This is a genomic window from Achromobacter veterisilvae, from assembly GCF_900496975.1.
In the GTDB taxonomy this organism is placed as follows: Bacteria; Pseudomonadota; Gammaproteobacteria; order Burkholderiales; family Burkholderiaceae_B; genus Achromobacter; species Achromobacter veterisilvae.
In genome coordinates this window covers 173981-192572 of sequence record NZ_UFQC01000006.1, presented here as the reverse complement: position 1 = coordinate 192572, position 18592 = coordinate 173981, and the positions used below count along the sequence as shown (strand labels likewise).

At 65.1% G+C, this 18592-nt stretch carries 17 protein-coding genes; 10 read left to right on the top strand and 7 right to left on the bottom strand.

Translation table 11 applies throughout. The annotated features are described in order from the left end of the window. Positions 1-5: 5 nt before the first annotated feature. Genes AVE30378_RS07465 through AVE30378_RS07445 form a run of 5 tightly spaced genes read right to left on the bottom strand, consistent with a single transcriptional unit; the run spans position 6 to position 4493 of the window. The gene (locus AVE30378_RS07465; protein ID WP_129240142.1) at positions 6-701 is read right to left on the bottom strand and encodes an ABC transporter ATP-binding protein; all 696 of its coding nucleotides are present in this window, start codon (positions 699-701) and stop codon (positions 6-8) included. Next, on the bottom strand, positions 688-1467 hold the full coding sequence (locus AVE30378_RS07460) for an ABC transporter ATP-binding protein (protein WP_129240141.1): 780 nt from the start codon (positions 1465-1467) through the stop codon (positions 688-690). Before AVE30378_RS07460 ends, AVE30378_RS07465 begins: the two co-directional genes overlap by 14 nt. Next, on the bottom strand, positions 1464-2444 hold the full coding sequence (locus tag AVE30378_RS07455; RefSeq protein WP_129240140.1) for a branched-chain amino acid ABC transporter permease: 981 nt from the start codon (positions 2442-2444) through the stop codon (positions 1464-1466). Before AVE30378_RS07455 ends, AVE30378_RS07460 begins: the two co-directional genes overlap by 4 nt. A gap of 2 nt (positions 2445-2446) precedes the next feature. After that, positions 2447-3322 carry a branched-chain amino acid ABC transporter permease gene (locus AVE30378_RS07450; protein ID WP_129240139.1) on the bottom strand — a complete coding sequence of 292 codons (876 nt, stop codon included), beginning with the start codon at positions 3320-3322 and terminating at the stop codon, positions 2447-2449. A 28-nt stretch (positions 3323-3350) separates the two neighbouring features. Continuing rightward, the gene (locus AVE30378_RS07445) at positions 3351-4493 is read right to left on the bottom strand and encodes an ABC transporter substrate-binding protein (RefSeq protein WP_165360115.1); all 1143 of its coding nucleotides are present in this window, start codon (positions 4491-4493) and stop codon (positions 3351-3353) included. A 202-nt stretch (positions 4494-4695) separates the two neighbouring features. On the opposite strand from AVE30378_RS07445, the gene AVE30378_RS07440 reads away from it, so the two are divergent. The 8 genes from AVE30378_RS07440 to AVE30378_RS07405 all read left to right on the top strand — a co-directional run bounded on the left by AVE30378_RS07440 (position 4696) and on the right by AVE30378_RS07405 (position 13389). Beyond that, entirely contained in the window at positions 4696-5481 is a 786-nt protein-coding gene (locus AVE30378_RS07440) for an IclR family transcriptional regulator (RefSeq protein ID WP_129240137.1), read from the top strand. Positions 5482-5627: 146 nt separating this feature from the next. Further along, positions 5628-6683, top strand: coding sequence for a DUF72 domain-containing protein (locus tag AVE30378_RS07435; protein WP_425265778.1), 1056 nt, complete (start codon positions 5628-5630; stop codon positions 6681-6683). A 252-nt stretch (positions 6684-6935) separates the two neighbouring features. Beyond that, a complete protein-coding gene (locus AVE30378_RS07430; protein ID WP_129240135.1) occupies positions 6936-7349 on the top strand; it encodes a helix-turn-helix domain-containing protein in 414 nt (137 codons plus the stop codon). Continuing rightward, positions 7349-8575: a type II toxin-antitoxin system HipA family toxin gene (locus tag AVE30378_RS07425; protein ID WP_129240134.1), complete on the top strand. Its 1227-nt coding sequence runs from the start codon at positions 7349-7351 to the stop codon at positions 8573-8575. Before AVE30378_RS07430 ends, AVE30378_RS07425 begins: the two co-directional genes overlap by 1 nt. 216 nt (positions 8576-8791) lie before the next feature. Beyond that, positions 8792-9307 carry a sigma-70 family RNA polymerase sigma factor gene (locus AVE30378_RS07420; protein ID WP_129240133.1) on the top strand — a complete coding sequence of 172 codons (516 nt, stop codon included), beginning with the start codon at positions 8792-8794 and terminating at the stop codon, positions 9305-9307. Then, positions 9304-10302: a FecR domain-containing protein gene (locus AVE30378_RS07415; RefSeq protein ID WP_129240132.1), complete on the top strand. Its 999-nt coding sequence runs from the start codon at positions 9304-9306 to the stop codon at positions 10300-10302. Before AVE30378_RS07420 ends, AVE30378_RS07415 begins: the two co-directional genes overlap by 4 nt. Before the next feature lie 123 nt (positions 10303-10425). Next, positions 10426-12834 (top strand): TonB-dependent siderophore receptor, encoded by a 2409-nt coding sequence (locus AVE30378_RS07410; RefSeq protein WP_129240131.1) that lies wholly within the window; start codon positions 10426-10428, stop codon positions 12832-12834. A 36-nt stretch (positions 12835-12870) separates the two neighbouring features. Beyond that, entirely contained in the window at positions 12871-13389 is a 519-nt protein-coding gene (locus tag AVE30378_RS07405) for a sigma-70 family RNA polymerase sigma factor (RefSeq protein ID WP_129240130.1), read from the top strand. Here AVE30378_RS07405 and AVE30378_RS07400 read toward each other — a convergent pair whose 3' ends face one another. After that, complete coding sequence (locus AVE30378_RS07400; protein ID WP_129240129.1) at positions 13390-15540, bottom strand: TonB-dependent siderophore receptor; 2151 nt, start codon at positions 15538-15540, stop codon at positions 13390-13392. 241 nt (positions 15541-15781) lie between these two features. Beyond that, the gene (locus tag AVE30378_RS07395; RefSeq protein WP_129240128.1) at positions 15782-16720 is read right to left on the bottom strand and encodes a LysR family transcriptional regulator; all 939 of its coding nucleotides are present in this window, start codon (positions 16718-16720) and stop codon (positions 15782-15784) included. Positions 16721-16811: 91 nt separating this feature from the next. On the opposite strand from AVE30378_RS07395, the gene AVE30378_RS07390 reads away from it, so the two are divergent. Beyond that, positions 16812-17582, top strand: coding sequence for an enoyl-CoA hydratase-related protein (locus AVE30378_RS07390; RefSeq protein WP_129240127.1), 771 nt, complete (start codon positions 16812-16814; stop codon positions 17580-17582). 26 nt (positions 17583-17608) lie between these two features. Then, positions 17609-18580, top strand: a complete 972-nt coding sequence (locus tag AVE30378_RS07385) for a tripartite tricarboxylate transporter substrate binding protein (protein ID WP_129240126.1) — start codon at positions 17609-17611, stop codon at positions 18578-18580. Positions 18581-18592: the final 12 nt, after the last annotated feature.

The following is an 18592-nucleotide window of genomic DNA, read 5'->3' as shown; positions in this document are numbered from 1 at the left end:
AGGAATTAGCGGCCCAGGTAGGCGTCCCGGACCCGCGGGTGAAGACGCAATGCCTCGGCGGTGTCGGTCAGTACGATGCTGCCGTTCTCGATGACATAGCCGCGATTGGCCACGCCCAGCGCGAGCACGGTGTTTTGCTCGACCAGCAGTACGGTCATGCCGCCTTCGTTGATGCAGGCGATGCGGGCGTAGACTTCCTCGGCCAGGCGCGGCGCCAAGCCGAGCGAAGGCTCATCCAGCAGGAGCAGGCGGGGCCGCGCCATCAAGGCGCGGCCTATCGCCAGCATTTGCTGTTCGCCGCCGGACAGGGACCAGCCCAGTTGGCCGATCCGCTCCTTCAGGCGTGGGAAAAGGTCATAGACACGCTCGAAATCGTCGCTCGTTCCGCGACCGCGCACCGAACTTCCGACTTCCAGGTTTTCCTTCACGGTAAGACCCGGAAAGATCCGACGGCCCTCCGGCACATGGGCAATGCCGGCCTTTACGCGGCGCTGGATCGGCAGGGTGTCCAGGGGGCGGCCGTCATAGGCCAGTTCTCCCGTGGTGGGAAGCAGCCCCGAGATCGCGCGCAGCAGCGTGGTCTTGCCCGCGCCATTGACGCCTATCAGCGCCACGGCCTCGCCGGTGTGTACTTCCAGGTCTATGCCGCGCAATGCCACGATGTCGCCGTAGGCGGCGCCCAGGTTTCTACACTGCAACATGCTGGTAGCCTCCTCCAAGATAGGCCTCGAGCACCGCGGGATCGGACTGCACCTCGGCGGGAGTGCCTTCGGCCAGCTTGGCGCCGAAGTTGAGCACCGCCACGTTTTCGGCCAGCCGCATCACCATGCCCATGTTGTGCTCGATTAGCACGACGGAGAGCCGGTGCTGTTCGCGCAGGCGCCGCAATAGGTCCATTAGTTGTTCGACCTCGCCGGAATTCAGGCCGGCGGCGGGTTCGTCCAGCAGCAATAGCCGCGGCCGCGCCACCATGACCCTGGCCATTTCAACGAGCCGGCGGTTGCCGTAAGAAAGCGAACCTATGCTGCGGTCGGCAAGCGTGTGCAAGTCGAACTGACGCAGGGTTTCGTAGGCGGCTTCACGGGCGGCGCGCTCGCGTTCGCGGGTGGACCTGGGCCGTAGCAGCAGCGCGCTCAGCGAGCGCGGGTCACGCATTGCAGCGCCTAGCATGACGTTTTCCAGGACGCTGAGGCGCGTGAACAGGCGGCCGCTTTGAAATATCCGGCCTATGCCCGCGTGGATGATCGCGTGCGTGGGCAATCCCGTCAGCACGTTGCCGTCGAATCTGACCTGACCGGACGTGGGAGGAACCAGGCCCGTCATCACATTGAGCAAGGTGCTCTTGCCCGCGCCGTTCGGGCCGATGATGGCGTAGAACTGATTGGCGCCGATGTCCAGGCTGACGTTCGAAAGCGCCTGCACGCCGCCATAATGCTTGCTGATGTTCTGTACTTGCATGAGGCTCATGACAGGCTGCCTCCATGGACAATGCCGCGGCGGCTGCCGCGTTTGGCGCGACGGCGGTAGGTGGCTGGATCGATCAGGCTGATCAGGCCGCGGGGCAGCACGATCAGGATGACCAGAACCAGAATGCCGAACACCAGCAGGTAGGCGTTGCCGACGCCGCGCAGCAATTCGGGCAGCAGGGTCACGCTCACCGCGCCCAGAATCGCTCCGACGATGCTGCCTTCTCCGCCCACGACCAGCATGGCCAGGTAAATGATGGAGTGGGAGAAGTTGAAGTCCTCGGGAGAAACGAAGCGGATGTGGAAGGCGAACAGGCAGCCGGCCACCGCGGCGTAGGCGGCGCCCAGCGTGAAGGCGGCGACCTTGACCTCGGTGACCGGAAGGCCGGTCATGGCCGAGGCCAGTTCGTCGTCGCGCACCGCCATCAGCGTGCGGCCCGCATGGGAATGTCGGATGCGGACGGCCAGCAGCGCGAGCAAGGTCAGGACCGCCAGCGAGAACAGGTAGAAGCTGGGTTCATCGTCGAGTTTGATGGCGCCCAGCGTGAGCGATGGAATGCCGGATATGCCATTCGTGCCCCCCGTGATGTCGATCCAGTTGGAAACGACGATGGTGAAGCTCACGTTCAATCCCAAGGTCGCCAGCGCCAGGTAGTGCCCCTTCAAGCGCAGCAGGATGCGGCCGGTGACATAGGAGATCAGGCAGGTGGCCGCAATGGCGAGCAGCGCCGCCAGCCAGGGGTTCCAGCCGTGGGATGTGGTCAGGACGGCCACCAGATACGCAGCCACGCCCATGAAGGCGGCGTGCGCGAGCGAGATGAGTCCGGCATAGCCGAACACGAAGTTCAAACCGATGACGGCAATGGCCGATATGACGGCGGTATTGGCAAGACGGTTGCCGTAGCCCTGCGTGAAGAGAGGCAGGGCGGCGGCCAGCGCCACGACAGCCAGACCGCAGAGCAGATGGGATCGTTTCATGGTCAGCCCCGATCGGCGATGCGTTCGCCGAAGATGCCCTGCGGCCGCAGCAGCAGGAAGAGAATCATGATTCCAAAGGCCAGCAGGTCCTTGTAGGTGGAAGACAGGTATGCCGCGCCGAGGATTTCGATCAGGCCCACGACCAGCCCGCCCGCGATCGCGCCGGGCACGCTGCCGAATCCGCCGATGATGGTGGCGGCGAAGGCCTTGAGCGCGACGGCATCGCCCATGTTGACGTCGGCGAACCACATGGGCCCTACCAACAGGCCGGCGAAGCCCGCGAAGACGGCGGCCAGCAGCCAGGCGAAGCCCAGCAGCAGGCGCACCGGCAAGCCCATCAGCCTTGCGGTTTCGACGTCCTGCGCCACCGCCCGCATCGAACGTCCGAGGGCGGTGCGGTGCAGGAGCGCGTAGAGTCCGGCGATCAACAGCAGCGTGATGACGATGGTGGCCAGGGCATGCACCGTGATGACGCCGCCGGCCAGGCTGATCGTGCCGTCGCCGAAAGGCGAGGGCACGCGGAAGGGCCAGGCGTCCCAAACCAGCAGCGCGCCGTTCTGCATGGCGATGCCGGCGGCGACCGTGCCGATGATGACCGTCACCACGGGACGATTCTGCAACGGCAGGTGCACCAACGCATAGAACAGCAGGCCGAAGACCGCCATCATCGCAATGGCCGCCGGATAGGCCAGGGCCGCGGGCCACTGCGCCTGGATGATGGTGCTCACCCCGAAGAAGGTGCCCAGCATGACGAACTGGCCGGCGGCGAAGTTCACCACGCTGGTGGCCGAGTACACGATGACGAAGCCCAGCGCGGCCAGGGCGTAGACGCTGCCAAGCGCGACGCCGTTGACCAGCAGTTGGATCATTTCCTGCATGGAGTTCCCCTTGTGGCGCCGGCCATGCTCAGTCGACCTTGATGGTGCTGATGAACTGCATGTCCTTGCTTCCCTTGGCGAAGTTCACGATGGCGACATCGTGCACGCCATTGCCTTTGGCATCGAAGCTGTAGACGTGGGAAACGCCCTGGTAGCCCTTGAGATCCTTGAGATAAGCCTGGAGCTTTTGCGGGTCGGCGCCGACGGCGTTGATGGCCTGGGCCATCAGCATGGCGCCATCGTAGTAAGCGGCGCCGTAGGGATCGGCGTCCATGGAGAAGCGCTGCTTGAAGCGTTCCGCGTAGTTCTTTCCTTTGTCGGTAGCGGGCAGGTAGGTGTCGATCACGCCCCAGACGTTCTCCAGGTCGGGCGGCGATAGCAGTTGCATCGCGGCCGGGACAAACGCGGCCGAGGAAGCCACCACGGGTTGCTTGAGGCCCAGCATCTTGATCTGGCGCAGCACCATTGCGCCGTCCTGCGGATAGACGAAAGCCAGGATGACGTCGGCGCCCTTGTTCTTCAGACTCAGGAGTTGCGCCGACATGTCCTTGTCGTTCTGGCCATAGGCTTCCGTGCCGACCGGGACGATACCCTGGTCCTTCAGGAAGGCGGCCGCCGCGTTGGCGCCGCCCTGACCGAAATCATTCTGGATGTACAGGATGCCGGGCTTGGACAGCTTGAGCTCGTCCTTGACGAATCGCGCCATGGCGACGGCCGCCGTGCTGTCCTGCGGGCGGATGCGGAACAGCCAGGGATTGCGCAGATCCGCGACGGCGTCGGCGCCGCCGGCATACATCGCCGGGATGCCGGCTTTTGCCACTTCCGGCGCGACTGCCATGTTCTGGGTGCTGTAGCTGGTGAGGAAAGTGAACGCGGGCTTGTTCTCCTGCGCCAGCTTCACATAGGCGTTGACGGCGGTGCCGTTGGATGCCTGGGCATCTTCAAATACAAACTTGACTGGCTTGCCCTGCAGGCCGCCAGCCTTGTTGATGTCGTCCTCGGCCAGCTTGAGCGAGTTGAAGTACTGCTTGCCGGTCAGCGACAAAGGGCCGGTGAGGGGCACTGTGGCGCCCACGACCACGTTTTGCGCATTGGCCGCGCAGGCCAGGCTTGTCAGGGCGATTGCCGGAAAAACACGGCGGGCGAGGTTGAGGATGTGCTTGACGGACATGGTGCTGCGCTCCTGTAACGATCGACGTTGAAGGCGGGGCGGCTTTCCCCAGGTTGTTTTCGATGGCTTATCGTCGTTCCGAAAATCGGTACAACGTTCCTTTTTTCGGTATAATAAAAAATAGCCGGCATGGACAGCAAGACCGGGTTTTCCCGACATGAGCGTTCTGCCACCCCTACAATGCGGCCTTCAAGGAACGCCTATGAGCCAAGATTCCAAACTTCCCCCGCTAGAGCGCTACACCCGCATCCTTGAGCTGCTTGCGTCCTTTCCCGACGGACTGGCGCTGACGGAGATTGCGCGCATGCTGGCGCTGCCCAAGACCAGCGCGCATCGGCTGCTCGGCACCATGCAGGACTCGCAACTGGTGGATCTGGCCGCAAGCACCTACGTGCTGGGAGCGCGGGTGAAGCGGCTGGCCTATGCCAGCGCGGACACGGAGTGGATCGGCGCCCTCGTGCGGCCGCACTTGGCGGATCTGGCGGCCGAAACCGACGAAACCTGCTATCTGGCTAAGCTGCATGGCGGCCACCGGGTGTCTTCTGTGCTGATGGAAGCGCCCGATACGCCTTGGCGCGGGTTCGTGCTGCCGGGCAAGGGCATGGCGCCGCATGCTGCTGCGTCGGCCAAAGCCATACTTGCGTTTCAAGAGCCCCATGTCATAGATGCTGCGCTGGCCGAACCGCTACCGCGCCTTACCGCGCATACGTGCATAGATAGCGACCGCATCAGGGAGGAGTACGCGGAGGTCCGCCGGCAGGGTTATGCGACTTGCATAGGGGAAATCGATGAGGGCCTGGCGGCGCTCGGGGTTCCGGTACATCTGCAGCACCTTGGCGTGATCTACAGCCTCGGCGTGACCGGGCCGTTGCAGCGATTGAAGTCCAAGAATCTCGAGACGCTGGCGGCCGTCATGCAGCGATACGCCGAGCGGGTCGCGCATGCCTTGGCTGCGGGGTATACGCGGCGGCCAACGGACCAAGGCTGAGGCTGGAGAATCCCGGCCGGCTTTGAGCAGGGCTTGCTCAATGGCGGGGGCGTCCGTCGGCCAGGGTGCGGCACGCATTGCGCCGGCAATCAAGGCCGGCGTTATTCAAGTACCCTTTAGCCTACCTCCGTGCCAGTATGACAAGTATGCAAGACGATCTTTTCGGAGAGGCGCTTCCCCAGCCTCCGGCCAATTCCCCGAACCAGGCGGCCTCTCGTGCGAATCCGGATTTTTCTCTCCTCCGGAGCATGGCCAAGGTGCTTCCCGCGCCTGCGGCGCAGGAGTGGCGCGCGCTCGCGCAGCAGCTTCCGGCGCAGTTGCGCTTTGGCGTCTCTACCTGGTCATATCCGGGCTGGGAAGGGCTGGTCTGGGATGGCGAATACGATTCGAGCACGCTGTCCAAGCATGGTCTCGGCGCCTACCATCAGCATCCGCTTTTGCGCACGGTCTGTGTGGACCGCACTTTCTGGCGGCCGTTGACGGCAAGCCAGTATGCCGCCTATGCGGGGCAGGTCGATGACGACTTCCGTTTCGTCGTCAAATGTCCCGCCAGCATTACCGACGCCCAGGCGCGTGGCGAAGAAGGCAGGGCGCGCGCGGTCAATCCGGTTTTCCTCGATCCGTCGCTGGCCATCCAGGAATTCGTGCGGCCGGCTCTCGAAGGCCTGGGCGTCAAGCTCGGCGTTCTGGTGTTCCAGTTGAGTCCTCTGCCTTGGGGGTGGCTGAGCCGCCCCGCATCGCTGTTCGAGAAGCTGGGCCGCATGCTGGCGGCTGTCCGGGAGGCGTTGTCCGCGCATGGCGCCGTGATCGTCGCGGTGGAAGTGCGGGACCCTGAACTCCTGGGCCAGGCGCTGGTCGACACGCTCAAGGCGCATGGGGCCACTTTCTGCCTGGGCCTGCATGGCAAGATGCCGCCGATCGAAGAGCAACTGCCGATGCTGCGCGCGCTATGGCCGGGGCCGCTGGTCTGCCGGTGGAACCTGAACCGCGTTTTCGGCGCGTATGGTTATGCCGACGCGCAGAAAAAGCACGATCCGTTCAATGCCATCCTCAGCGAGGATCTCCCTACCCGCACGGTGCTGGCGCGTACGATCCGCGGGATCACGGGCGCGGGCCAGCCGGCCTACGTGACGATCAGCAACGATGCCGAGGGCTGCGCGCCGCTGTCCATCCAGAAGCTGGCCCAGGCCATTGCGGCGTAGATGAAAGGGTGGTCGAAGCACCTATGGGCGCCCGGCTGATGCGGAATCGATTCGCTGAGTGCTCCCCGATACTGGAAAAACGCCTCGGGCGTTCGAAGTTCATCTTATAAATTCAAATATGAGCATTAATACAAATTAATCGCTCATATATGATTATTTATTCGAGAATCTGCCAATTGATCGTGTCGCACCGATGTGGTCAAATATGACCGCCTAATGGCGATTTTTCACCATATCTGAGCAGATGCGAACATGCCGACTTCCGAGCAGAGAAATTCCAGCCTACGGGTTGCCATGCCGCGGCCTGTGGAACGCGCGTTACAACGCCTTGGTCAGGACATCTCCACCGCGCGCCGTGTGCGCCGCTTAAGCCAGGAAGACCTGGCACAGCGTGTCGGCACGTCGCTGAGTACAGTCAGGCGCATGGAAGATGGTTATCCCGGCACCGCCTTGCATACCTTCCTGCGCGCCTTGCACGTGCTTGGCCGTCTTGACGACGTGCTACAGGTGATGGCCACAGAGAATGATGTGCTGGGGATGGAGCTGGTGCGGGAACAACTGCCACAACGAGTACGTACGGTTCGCGGCAGCAAGCCGCGAGTCGGTCGTTCCCCTGCTGCCCAAGAAGGTACGTCTGATGATGCCGATGAATTGGAGGGCTTCTGATGGCGCCCAAGCCCTCAAAGCGTCAGGACCTGGAAGTGCATCTGGGTTCGGCTGGCCAGGTTGTCGGGCGGCTGTATCTGGGCAGCGGCAAGCGCAGCGCGTTCAGCTACGAAGAGCGTTGGTTGCGGGATTCGAGGTTTTTCACGCTGTCGCCTGATCTGCTGCCTGTCTTGAGTGTGCAGCACCCTCAAGAGGTATTTTTTCGCGCGCTGGAGGACACTGCGCCAGACTCGTGGGGCGAACGCGTGATTCGGCGTGCGCATGCGAGGTTGCGGCAGCAAGACCGCGAGACGCCCGCGCTGGAGCCTGTCGACTTCTTGATGTGGGTGGATGACGAGGCTCGTGTTGGCGCGCTGCGACTTTTCGATCCCCAGGCCAAAGTCTATTTACGCTCAGGCGGAACGCGTAGGCATGTGCCGCCGTTGGTGGAGCTGGATAAGGTCGTGCAAGCGGCCCGAGCGTTGGAGGCTGGCACGGAGACCGCGCGGGACCTGCAATATCTGCTCGGGCAAGGCACCTCGCTGGGCGGTGCTCGGCCGAAGTCGACCGTCCGAGATACGGATGGCCGCCTGGCATTGGGCAAGTTTCCCAGCCAGGCGGACAAGCGCGACGTCATCCGAGGCGAAGTGCTGGCCATGCATCTTGCCGCCAAGGCAGGCATCAAGGCGGCAGCGGTGCGTGTGGAGTTGATCAGTGGGACGGCAGTCGCCATCATCCGGCGGTTCGACCGTACTGATGACGGCGGCCGTATTCCCTATGTATCGGCCGCGACGATGCTGCAGTCTGATGGCCGAGACACAGTGCATGCCTATACGGAACTGGTAGATGCCCTGTTGCAGGAAGGTGCCGATCCGATTGCCGACATCCACCAGTTGTGGCGCCGCCTGGTCTTCAATTTTCTGATCTGCAACACCGATGACCATTTGCGGAATACCGGGTTCCTCTATGACGCGCGCAACCATGGCTGGCGTTTGTCGCCAGCATTCGACCTCAATCCGATGCCAGGTGATCGCCGTGAGAGTAAGACATGGTTGACGGAGGATTCCGGACCGATCGATAGCCGGGACATGCTGATGGAAAGAGCGCCATACTTCAGATTGAATGCTGAGGAAGCGGCTGCAATCTGGACGGAGGTAGCTCAGGCAGTGGCTAGCTGGCGTGTCGTGGCCAAAGGGCTCGGCATGCAAGGCACTGACCTGGTGGATTTTGAGCCTGCATTCGCATAAGACTCGTACATGTGATTCCGCGGCACCTCAATACCCTGGAATTTCACGAGATTTCCCTGCTGGTTCCTGCCGGCGGCCGTTGAAATCCGCCTCCGCATGGACGGGCCTGGGCTTCAGGCCGGCAAAAAGAAGCGACTACTAAACTCAATAGATAATAGTTATCATTGCCGTTATTGAGGGCAAAGTCCGGCAGCAGCAATTTTGGAGATCCATCCCATGTCCAGCAGCGACGCGGTCTTGCACCGTCGAGCAGAGACGCTCTACGCTGAGCATCATTCGTGGCTGGCGGGATGGCTGCGCCATCGGATGGGCGGCGAGGACGTTGCCGCCGATCTGGCGCAGGATACGTTCCTGCGGGTGCTGGCGTCCCGGGAGGTGCCGTTGTTGCTGGAGCCGCGGGCGTTCCTGGCCACCATCGCCCGGCGCCTGATGGCCAACCATTATCGGCGCGAGGCGATCGAACGCGCCTACCTGGAAATGCTGGCGGCCTTGCCCGAGGCGCGGATGCCCAGTCCCGAAGACCGCAAGCTGGTGCTGGAAGCGCTGTGCGCGATCGACCGAGCGCTGGACACCTTGCCGGCCAAGGCGCGCGAGGCCTTTCTGCTGGCCCAGTTGGAGGGCATGAAGTACGAGGACATCGCCGCCCGCCTGGGCGTGACCACGCGAACCGTGGGCAACTACATGGTGCGCGCGGTGCAGGCGTGCTTCTTTGCCCAGGAGCATTCCGCTTGACTCGGAAGGCGGACGGCACGGCCATGTACGCGGGCGGCTTGCCGCTGGCGCCGCGCGTGGCGGAAGAGGCGTCGCGCTGGTACGTGCTGTTCATGTCGGGCGCCGCCACCGACGAAGACAGGCGCGCGTGGCGCGATTGGTGCGTGGCGGACCCGGACCACGAGCGGGCCTGGGCCCATCTGGCGCGCGCCGACGCCCGGATGCGCGAGCTGGCCGGCAAACCGGCCTACGAGGCCTTGTCCCTCGAACGCCGGCAGCAGGGCAGGCGCCGCGTGCTGCTCTCGGCCGGATTCCTGGCCGCCTGTATCGGGCCCGCGATCTGGGCTGCCGATCGAAACCGCTGGTTGCGCCTTTCGCCGGATTTCACGACGGCTGTCGGCGAGCGGCGCGACGTCGACCTGCCGGACGGCACGCGCATCACGCTGAACACGGATACCGGCATCGACGTGCGATTCGAGGGCGGCGAACGGCTGATCCGGCTGCGGCGAGGTGAAATCCTGGTTGCGACGGGCCACGCGGCGCAGTACGCCTCCATGCCGTTGCGGGTCGAGACCGAGTTCGGGCGCGTGCATGCGCTGGGCACGCGTTTTTCGGTGCGCCAGGGGACGGACGCCACGCATGTCGCGCTGTTCGACGGGGCCGTGGAAATCAAGCCCGTGGGCCAAGGCGGCGCCGGGCTGGTGCTGGCCAAGGGGCAGACCGCGCAGGTTTCCGCTGGGCGGGCCCAGGCTGCCGGGCCGGTCGGCGAGGCCGACATGGCATGGCTGCGGGGCGAACTGGCGGCAGACAACATGCCGCTGGCGGAATTCCTGGCCGAACTCAGCCGTTATCGGCCGGGTGTCATCTCGTGCGACGAGCGCGCGGGCCGGCTGCGGATATCTGGCTTGTTTCCTCTGGCCGACACCGACCGCGTGTTGGCCGCCGTGGGCCGGCTGCTCGACGTCCGGATCGTCCAGCGGACGCCGTACTGGGTCGTGGTTTCGGCGCCGGGCTGATCGCTGGCCGCGGCTGCCGCCGCGATGCGCCCAGAAATATTTCGAGCAAACCTTTCCGGTTCTGGTTTTTCGCGTGTCCTCTTTATTGAACAGGACCGAAATCCAAGGCGACGAAACGGCATCATGGCCAGGCATACAGGCGGCGACACGCGCATCGCCCTGTCCCGTACCGGGGCAGGCGGGCGGGCGCTCGCCGCCATACTGCTGTTGGCGTTCGCCGCGCTGATCGGCCAGGCGGCCCGCGCGCAGGACGGCCCGGCGCCGCGCGACAGCGCGAGCCTGCGCTATGACGTGCCCGCGGGGCCGCTGGTGACGGTCTTGCAGCGGATTGCCAGCCAGGCGGGCGTCATGCTGGTGTTCGAGCCCACGCTGACGCGCGGCCTGGAAAGCGACGGCCTGAATGGCCGCTACACGGTCGAGCAGGCGTTCGCGCAGGTGCTGGGGGGCTATGGGCTGGAGGCCTATCAGGATTCTCCGGCCAGCTTCCGGGTCAGAAGCATGGGCGCGACGCCAGCGGCCTTATGGATGCCGCCGACGCTGGTGTGGGGGGCGGCCGCGGGCGGGGATGGTTTCGTGGCGCTGTCCGCTTCGGCCGGGACCAAGACCAGCACGCCCCTTGTGCGCGTGCCGCAATCCGTGTCGGTCGTGACCGGCCAGGAAATGCAGGCACGCTATGCGCGCACCGTTCCGCAGGCGTTGCAGTACACGCCAGGCGTGCAGATCAATAATTTCGGCAGCAACGAAATCCGCAACGACTGGCTGGTGCTGCGCGGCTTCGATGCCAAGCTGACGGGGGACTATCGCGACGGCCTGAGCCAGATGCCGTACGACCAGATCCGCGCGCACATGCCGGCCTATGCGCTGGAAAGCATCGAGGCCGTGCGCGGCCCATCGTCGGCGCTGTACGGGCAGGTGGCGCCGGGCGGCATCGTCAACCGCGTGACCAAGCGTCCCACCGCGACCGTGCTGCGCGAGGTGGCCGTTCAAGCCGGATCCTTCGACAGCCGGCAGGCGTTCGTGGACCTGGGCGGCCCGGTCAACGAGGTCGCCAGCGTCAGCTACCGCCTGACCGCGACGGCTCGCGAAGCCGGTACGCAGGATCGATACGACGACGACCACCGCTACCGCGACGACCTGGCCTATGTGGCGCCGGCCTTCCGGTGGCGCAACGCCGACACGTCGCTGACGCTGCTGACGCACTACCAGCGCGATCGCAACGATGGCGAATCGCGCGCGTACTATCCCACGCGCACGCTGGTGGGCGACTATTCCTACGACCGCAATGACCGCGACTTCTACAGCGTCGGGTATCTGCTGGAGCATCGGCTGAGCGACGCGTGGTCGTTGCGGCAGAACGCGCGCTATCAGCAGGGCCGCATGACGCTGCGCAATCTGTATCCGCTGGCGCTGGCCGCCGACGGCCGCAGCTTGTCGCGCCTGCAATTGCAGGCCAGCGAACGCGCCCACGGCGCGGCCGTAGACACACAGATGGAAGGCGTGCTGGAGGGCGCAGGCCTGAAACACACGGTGCTGGCCGGCCTGGATTTCCGGCGGCTGTCGGGCACGCAGGACTATCGGCAGGCGATGGCGCCTTCGCTGGATATCTACGATCCCGTGTACGGCCAGCCCATCGCGGCGCTGGGTCCGGACAAGACGATGTTGGACGTCCGGCAGGTCAGCACGCAGTGGGGACTGTATGCGCAGGACCAGATCCAGGCGGGGCCGTGGACGCTGACGTTGGGCGCTCGTCATGACCGCTACACCGATCGGACCGAAGACCGCCTCGCGGGCGCCGACAGCCGCGGACAGGACCAGGCCACGACCTGGCGCGCCGGCCTGTCGTATGCGTTCGCCTCGGGCGTGGCGCCGTATGCCAGCTATGCCACCGCATTCGTGCCGCAAGCCGGCACGGCCTTCGACGGGTCGCCGTTCACGCCGGCCGAGTCCGACCAGGTCGAGGTGGGCGTCAAGTATCAGCCGCCGGATTCCAACAGCCTCTACACCATTGCGCTATTCAACCTGAACCAGCGCAATGCGCTGACGGCGGACCCGGACCCCGCGCACGCCGGCTTTAGCGTGCAGTCGGGCCGCCTGCGTTCGCGCGGGCTGGAGATCGAGGCCAAGCTCAGCCAGGGCGATGGCTGGGACCTCGTGGCCGCCTACACGTACAACGCGGTGACCAACGTGTCCAGCAATGACGGCGGGGCGCGCAAGATGCCGATCGTCACGCCGCGGCACATGGCGGCCATCTGGCTTGGCCATCGTTTCTCGGCAGGCCCGCTGTCCGGCTGGAACGCCGGCGTGGGCGTGCGCTATATCGGTCCGACGTATGTCGACGTGGCCAACACGATGAAGAATCGCGGCGCCGCCGTGGCGGATGCCTCCCTGGCCTACGAGACCGGCGCGTGGCGCTTTTCCGTCGACGCCATGAACCTGCTGAATAAAGAAACCGTGGTCTGCCGCAACGACCGCGTCAATTGCCGATATGGCGTCGAACGCACGGTGCTCGCCGCCGTCGCGTACCGCTATTGATCCCGCCGGGCGGCGGCGTGCGAGAGGAGTCACATCATGTCGAGCCCCCCTGCCATCAGGGACGAGCTGGCGGCCCTGTACCTGGCCCACCGGCGCAAGTTGCTGCACACGGCGACGCGCATACTCGGGTGCCGCGACCTGGCTGACGACGTGGTGCAGGACACATATCTGAAGCTGCTGGAAGGCCCGCCGCCGCGGGACGTGCGCGAACCGGTGGCGTACCTGTTCCAGACGGTGCGCCATCTTTCGATCGACTACCACCGTCGCCGCGCGCTGGAGTCCCGACTGTTCGCGGGACAAGAGGACGGCCAGCATGCCGTCTCCGCGTCGCTGGCCGAAGAGGCTGCCGTCAGCCATCAGGCGATGGCCCTGGCCGCGGACGCGCTGCAGAACATGTCGGCGCGCACGCGCCGGGCCTTCGAATTGCACCGTCTAGAAGGGTGCACGCAGCGCGACGTGGCGCGCGAGCTCGGGGTGTCGGCCACGCTCGTCAATTTCATGATCCGCGATGCCGACGTGGCGCTGAGTTCATGCCGCGAGTATCTGCTGCCCTAGTTACCAGCGGTAGGCCACCGTGGCCATGACGGTCCGTTCCAGGCCGTAGCGGCAGTTCACGGTGTTGTTGCGGCACACGATGGTTTCCTTGTTGAACAGGTTCGTCGCGTCGACCGCAAAGCGCCAGTTACGCAGTTGGTAGTGCAGACCGGCATCCACCATGAACGACGAGCCGTTTTCAATGGTGTTGGAAACGTCCGCGTAGGTCTTGCCCACGTAGCGCACGCCCACCCCCATGCCCATGCCTTGCAGCACGGTGTCGGGCAGCGTGTAGTTCACCCACGCGGACGCCATGTGGCGCGGCGTGACGATGGGCGTGTTGCCTTCTTCGGCTGGGTTGTTGCTCTTGTTCACCTTGACGTCGTTCAGCGTATAGGACGCGATCAGGTCCAGGCCGCGCATGACGTTTGCCTTGCCTTCCAGTTCGATCCCGCGCGAACCGATCTCGCCGGTCTGCACGCTGAAATTGGTGTTGCGCGGGTCGGGCGTCAGCGCATTGCGCTGTGTAAGGTCGAACACCGACAGCGCCACCATGCTGTTGGAGCCGGGCGGCTGGTACTTGATGCCGAACTCGTACTGTTCGCCCTTGGTGGGCTTGAACGGCGTGCTGTCCAGGCCGGCCCCGATTTGCGGCAGGAACGACGTGGAATAGCTGACATACGGCGTGATGCCCGAGTCGAACAGATAGGCCAGGCCCAGCCGGCCCGTGAACGCCGTGTCCTGTTGCCGGGTCGTGACGTTGGTCAAGCGGTTGTCGCTGTTGCTGCGCGCCCAGTCCTGGCGCGCGCCTAGCGTCACGACGACTTTGTCCACCTTGATCTGGTCCTGCAGATAGACGCCCAACTGGCGGCTCACGTCCTTCTGGTCGATGATGGTATTGGCCGCGGGCGGATACGGAATGTCCTGGTCGTAGACGGGATTTTCCAGGTCCAGGTTGGGCGCCAGGCCCTGGCGATACCACTGCTGGCCGTCCTGGAACCGGTAATCCAGCCCCGCCAGCAGCGTGTGCGACACGCGGCCCAGGTTGAACCGGTATTCGGCCTGATTGTCGATCGCCACGCCGTCCATGCTTTCCTTGGACACCAGGGCGTACCGGCTGATGGTGTGGCCGTCGGCCAGCAGGCGCAGGTTGTACAGGTCGCGTTGATCCAGCTTGCCATGCTGGTAGCGGGCGTTCTGGCGCAGCGTAAACGCATTGTTGACGCGGTGCTCGAGCAGGTAGCCGATGGCGTATTGCTTGCGGTCGTATTTGTTGAAACCGTAGTCGCCCACCGGCACGTGGGTGGGGAACACGGGGCGGGATTCTCCGTCGGTCTGGTCGTGTTGGTAGCTCGTCAGCAGCGTGAACGAGGTGTCGGCGTTGGGCCGCCACGTGAAGGCGGGCGCGATGTAGCCCAGATCGTCCGGGTAACGATGGTCGCTGTCGTATTTGACCTGCGTGCCTGCGTCGCGCAAGATGCCCGTCAGGCGGTACAGGTACTTGCCGTCATTGTCGATGGGGCCGCCCACGTCGAAGGCTGCCTGGCGGCGGTCGAAATTTCCGCCTTGCAGCACGATTTCGCCGAAGGCGTCGGCGGTGGGGCGCTTGGTCACGCGATTGACCAGCCCGCCCGGCGCCACCTGGCCATACAGCACCGACGACGGCCCGCGGATGACCTCCACGCGTTCCAGCGCGTAGGGATCGGTGCGGGCGCGGATCTGGTCGTAAGGCAGTTGGCTCAGGCCATCGCGGTAATCTCCGGTGATCTTGGCGTCGAAGCCGCGCAATACGATCCAGTCGTTGCGGACTTCGGCGCCGCCGAAGTTGCTGATCTGCACGCCAGGCACGTACTGGATGGCCTGCGACACCGTCTGCACGCCGCGGTCCTGCATTTCCTGCGCGCCGACCACCGAGACCGATTGCGGAATCTCCAGCAGGTTGGTCGGGGTCTTGCTGCCCGTCAGGGTCTCGCGGGCCACGTAGCCGTTGACCGGCCCGGTGGCGGCGTCCGTTTGGTCGCCCAGGACGTTGATGGACGGCAGCGTGGGCACGGCGGCGCCACCGGCCGATTGTTGGGCGTGGACGGGCGCGGCGATGGCCAGGCCTACGATCAGCGGATAGCAAAGAGGGCGGCGCGCGAGCGCGCGCGGAGTATTGCGAGGAGTCTTCATGGTTTGTGCGCGTAGACGGGACTGGAAGGAGCCCCTTGTTATTGGCGTGACGACGCCACGCCGCGACGGCAATGATTGGACGCAAGGCGCTTGCCTTGCGATTCATGCTCTTATTTCTAGACGAACGAGCGTCGGCGCCGTTTAATCCCGCGCCGCGAATGCCTGTGTTCCGCGGGGGTGGCTGCCTGCCGGCCAGGCATCAGTCGCAGGCCGGCCGATATGTCGAACCGTTCAGGGCTGGTCAGCCAGGTCTCGTCGCGCGCGAAAGCGCTGTTTTGGCGGCGCCCCGCTGCGCCAGCCGCGTCAGGAGCACGTCCAGGAAATGCCGCGTGGACACCGACGGACGGGCCTGGCTGCGCTGGATCAGCGAGATCTGGTGCACCGTGGGCGAGACGCCGCGGAGGGAAAGTGTGCGCATGCCCCATTGCTCGGCGATGGTTGCCGCGTAGCCCGGCACGATCAGCACGCCGGCGCCGCGGCGCACCAGGCCCAGCGCCGCGGTCAGCGTGCCGGCCTCGATCGCGCTGGGCAGCGTGACGCCCTGGCTGGCCAGAATGAGGTCCAGGCTGCGGCGCACGCTATAGAAATTGCGCAGCGAGATATGGTTCCACGCCGCCAGTTCCTTCAGCGCCACCGAGGCGCGGCGGTTCAGGGGATGGGCGGCGTCGATCACCACGCGCATGCCGTCTTCCAACACCACTTCCGACTGGATGCCCGGGATGCGCATGTCGATCGCGCCCAGGCCGAAATCGACGGTGCCCGCCCGGACGCTTTCGACCGTCTGGTCCGTGGAAAGCTCGTGCAGCTCGAATTGGATGCCGGGGTAGCGGGTCCGGTAATCGGCGATCACGTCGGCGAGCAGGCCATAGATCATCAGCGGCGACGCCGCGATGCTGACCTTGCCGCGCTCAAGCGAGATCAGCTCTTCGACGCTGCGCGTGGCCGTCTGCATGGTCGCCACGACGTCCACCGCGAAGGCGTGAAACTCCCGAGCCGCGTCGTTCGGCGTAACGCGGCGGGTGCTGCGGTCGAACAGCACCAGATTCAACTGCGATTCCAGCTCGGCGATCATCTTGCTGGCGGCCGACTGGGTGACGTGCAGCCTTGCCGCGGCCGCCGTGAAGCTGCCGGTCTCGAACAGTTCCAGGAAGATGCGGAGTTGGCGGAAGGTGATATTCATTCCACGATGGACTTAGTAAAGTCTAAGAATTCCATTGTCTCATTAATGCGGCCAAACCTATGATGCCTCGCATCTACCCAGCGAGGCATGCATGCAGACCCAGACTCCCCAGTGCCATATCGACCGCCGCGCCGACGGCGTGGTCGCCATCACCTTTGACAACGGCCGGCTCAATTTGCTGACCTCCGAAGCCGCGGTGGTCTACACCGAGACGCTGCGCGCCCTGGCGCGGGACGAAAGCATCCGCCTGCTGATCGTGCAGGGCGGGGCGGCCGCGTTCCTCGGCGGCGCGGACATCAAGTTCCTGAAGGACGCGGGCAAGGCCGACATCGACGCGTACATTCGCGGCGTGCACGCGTTGTGCGAGCAACTGCGAGACCTGCCGTTCCCGACGATGTCGGTGATCTCCGGTTATTGCCTGGGCGCGGGCATGGAGGTGGCGGCGGTATGCGACATCAAGGTCGCCGGCGCGGATGCGAAGTTCGGCATGCCGGAGGTCAAGCTGGGCGTGCCGTCCGTGATCCATGGCGCGATGCTGCCAGGCATGATCGGCTGGACCCGCACCCGCGATCTGCTGCTCAGCGGGCGGATGATACCCGCCCGGCAGGCCTGCGACTGGGGCCTGATCACGGACGTTGCGGCCGAGGGCGAACTGGCGCTGCGCGCGGCGGCCTGGCAGAAGGAATTGCTGGAAGGCGGGCCGCAGGCCATGCGGATCCAGAAGAAACTGATCCGCGATTGGGAGCGCATGCCGCTGGCCGAGGCCATCTCGATCGGGATCGACGCGCTGGTGTCGGCCTACGACACCGATGAACCCAAGCGGTATATGGAAGCCTTCCTGCAGCATCGCAAACGCGCCTGAGAGCGCCGCCCTCGAGGAGACAGACAATGAAACGGAAATCACGCATCAAGAATTGGCTGACGGGCGCGTGCGCGCTGTTGGCCGCGGCGGCGGCGTCGGCCGCGCCCTATCCGAGCCAGCCGGTCACGCTGGTGGTGCCGTTCGCGGCGGGCGGCATGACCGACGTGCTGGCGCGGCAGTTGGCCAAGACGATGCAAGGCCAGCTCAAGCAACCGGTGGTGGTGGACAACCGCACGGGCGCGGGCGGCGTCATCGGCGGAGAAAAAGTGGCGCGCGCGTCCGCCGACGGCTACACCCTGCTGGTCACGACCACCGCGCATGTGGTCAATCCCGCGATCACCAAACAGTTGCCCTACGATACCGAGAAGGACTTCGCGCCGATCGCGATGCTGGCGCGCACCCCCAACGTGCTGGTGGTGAACCCCGCCGTGCCCGCGAAGACTTTGCCGGAACTGCTGGCCTACGCCAAGCGTTCCGGCAGCCTGAGCTACGGTTCGGCGGGAGTGGGCGGCACGACCCACTTGTCCGGTGAACTGCTGGCCAGCCGCAGCGGCGCTCCGTTGCTGCACGTGCCCTACCAGGGCACCGCGCTGGCGCTGAACGATCTGCTGGGCGGGCAGATCCAGGCCTCCTTCGTCGATGCGCTGACCGCCATCAAATATGTGCAGAGCGGCAAGCTGCGCGCCATTGCCGTGTCCACGCGAGAGCGCAACCCGATGCTGCCTGACGTGCCCACCATCGCCGAGCAGGGCGTGCCCGGTTACGAGACCGAAATCTGGATCGGCTTCTATGCGCCCGCCGGCACGCCGCCGGCGCTGGTCGAGCGGCTGAACGCGCTGGCGCGCGAATCCATGAGCGAGCCGGCCTTCATCAAGCTGTTGGCGGAGCAGGGCACCACGCCGGGCGACATGGACGCGGCCGCGTTCCGCGAGTACGTGAGCGCCGAGATCCGCAAATGGGGCGATATCGTGCGCGACGCGCATATCGTGGTGCAGTGAGCGGAGACGCGA

Coding starts and splice junctions, on each gene's coding strand:
- AVE30378_RS07465 (WP_129240142.1), bottom strand. CDS start 701: ATGTTGCAGTGTAGAAACCTGGGCGCCGCCTACGGCGACATCGTGGCA.
- AVE30378_RS07460 (WP_129240141.1), bottom strand. CDS start 1,467: ATGAGCCTCATGCAAGTACAGAACATCAGCAAGCATTATGGCGGCGTG.
- AVE30378_RS07455 (WP_129240140.1), bottom strand. CDS start 2,444: ATGAAACGATCCCATCTGCTCTGCGGTCTGGCTGTCGTGGCGCTGGCC.
- AVE30378_RS07450 (WP_129240139.1), bottom strand. CDS start 3,322: ATGCAGGAAATGATCCAACTGCTGGTCAACGGCGTCGCGCTTGGCAGC.
- AVE30378_RS07445 (WP_165360115.1), bottom strand. CDS start 4,493: ATGTCCGTCAAGCACATCCTCAACCTCGCCCGCCGTGTTTTTCCGGCA.
- AVE30378_RS07440 (WP_129240137.1), top strand. CDS start 4,696: ATGAGCCAAGATTCCAAACTTCCCCCGCTAGAGCGCTACACCCGCATC.
- AVE30378_RS07435 (WP_425265778.1), top strand. CDS start 5,628: ATGCAAGACGATCTTTTCGGAGAGGCGCTTCCCCAGCCTCCGGCCAAT.
- AVE30378_RS07430 (WP_129240135.1), top strand. CDS start 6,936: ATGCCGACTTCCGAGCAGAGAAATTCCAGCCTACGGGTTGCCATGCCG.
- AVE30378_RS07425 (WP_129240134.1), top strand. CDS start 7,349: ATGGCGCCCAAGCCCTCAAAGCGTCAGGACCTGGAAGTGCATCTGGGT.
- AVE30378_RS07420 (WP_129240133.1), top strand. CDS start 8,792: ATGTCCAGCAGCGACGCGGTCTTGCACCGTCGAGCAGAGACGCTCTAC.
- AVE30378_RS07410 (WP_129240131.1), top strand. CDS start 10,426: ATGGCCAGGCATACAGGCGGCGACACGCGCATCGCCCTGTCCCGTACC.
- AVE30378_RS07405 (WP_129240130.1), top strand. CDS start 12,871: ATGTCGAGCCCCCCTGCCATCAGGGACGAGCTGGCGGCCCTGTACCTG.
- AVE30378_RS07400 (WP_129240129.1), bottom strand. CDS start 15,540: ATGAAGACTCCTCGCAATACTCCGCGCGCGCTCGCGCGCCGCCCTCTT.
- AVE30378_RS07395 (WP_129240128.1), bottom strand. CDS start 16,720: ATGAATATCACCTTCCGCCAACTCCGCATCTTCCTGGAACTGTTCGAG.
- AVE30378_RS07390 (WP_129240127.1), top strand. CDS start 16,812: ATGCAGACCCAGACTCCCCAGTGCCATATCGACCGCCGCGCCGACGGC.
- AVE30378_RS07385 (WP_129240126.1), top strand. CDS start 17,609: ATGAAACGGAAATCACGCATCAAGAATTGGCTGACGGGCGCGTGCGCG.